Source organism: Streptomyces sp. CO7 (genome assembly GCF_053474865.1).
The window spans coordinates 299329-300180 of record NZ_JBRIOU010000009.1 but is presented as its reverse complement, the minus strand read 5'-3'; the positions used below and the strand labels follow the sequence as shown (position 1 = coordinate 300180).

The 852-nt window shown below is 76.9% G+C and carries 1 protein-coding gene; it reads left to right on the top strand.

Annotated elements, in window-relative coordinates:
• Positions 1 to 127: 127 nt before the first annotated feature.
• On the top strand, positions 128 to 852 hold a 725-nt coding region (locus tag ACOV8S_RS27955), incomplete at its 3' end, for a vWA domain-containing protein (protein WP_448321339.1).

Genomic DNA, 852 nt, shown 5'->3' with positions numbered 1-852 from the left:
GCCGGCCCCCCCGCCGGAGCCGGTCCCCGCGCCGCGACCGCTCCGACCGCTCCCCGCGCCGCCGCCGGGCCCCACGCCGCGGCCGGGCCCCGCACCGCGCCCGGCCCCGGCCGCACAGGAGCCGGGGCTGCTGGACCTGGACAAGCTGTACGCCGCCCGGCTGCAGGCCGCCCGGGCCCGCCCCTACCTCGCGGCGGCGCTGTACGCGCTGCACGTGGTCGAGTCGCGCCAGGTCCCCACCATGGCGGTCGACCGGTACTGGCGCTGCTACGCGTCCCCGGCGTTCGTGGCGTCCACGCCGGTGGAGGAACTGGTCTCCGTCTGGGTGCACGAGGCGTCCCACCTGCTGCGCGACCACCACGGACGCAGCGACCGGCTGGCCCGCGCCCGGGACCTGACCGGCCCGGGGGACCGGCTGCGCATGAACATCGCGGCCGACTGCGAGATCAACGACGACGCCTTCGGTGACGGGCTGCCCGAGCCCGAAGGCCTCGTCACCCCGCGGCTGCTGGGTCTCGAGAACGACGGGGTCATGGAGGACTACGTCGACCGGATCCGGCTCCGCCGGCACACGGAGCACTTCACCTGGCTCGACTGCGGAAGCGGCGCGGACGGCATGAACCGCGGATGGGAGCTCGGGCCCGAGGGAGCCCACGGACTGACCGACCAGGAGCGTGACGCCGTGCGCTTCCGGGTGGCGCAGGGCATCTCCGCCCGGCCCGGCGAGACCCCCCAGGCGTGGCGGCGGTGGGCCGAGGAGGTGTTCCACGCGCCGCAGCCGTGGCGGGCACTGCTGGGCGCCGCGATCCGCTCCGCGGCCACCGGCGCGGGAGCCGGCCAGGACTACACGTA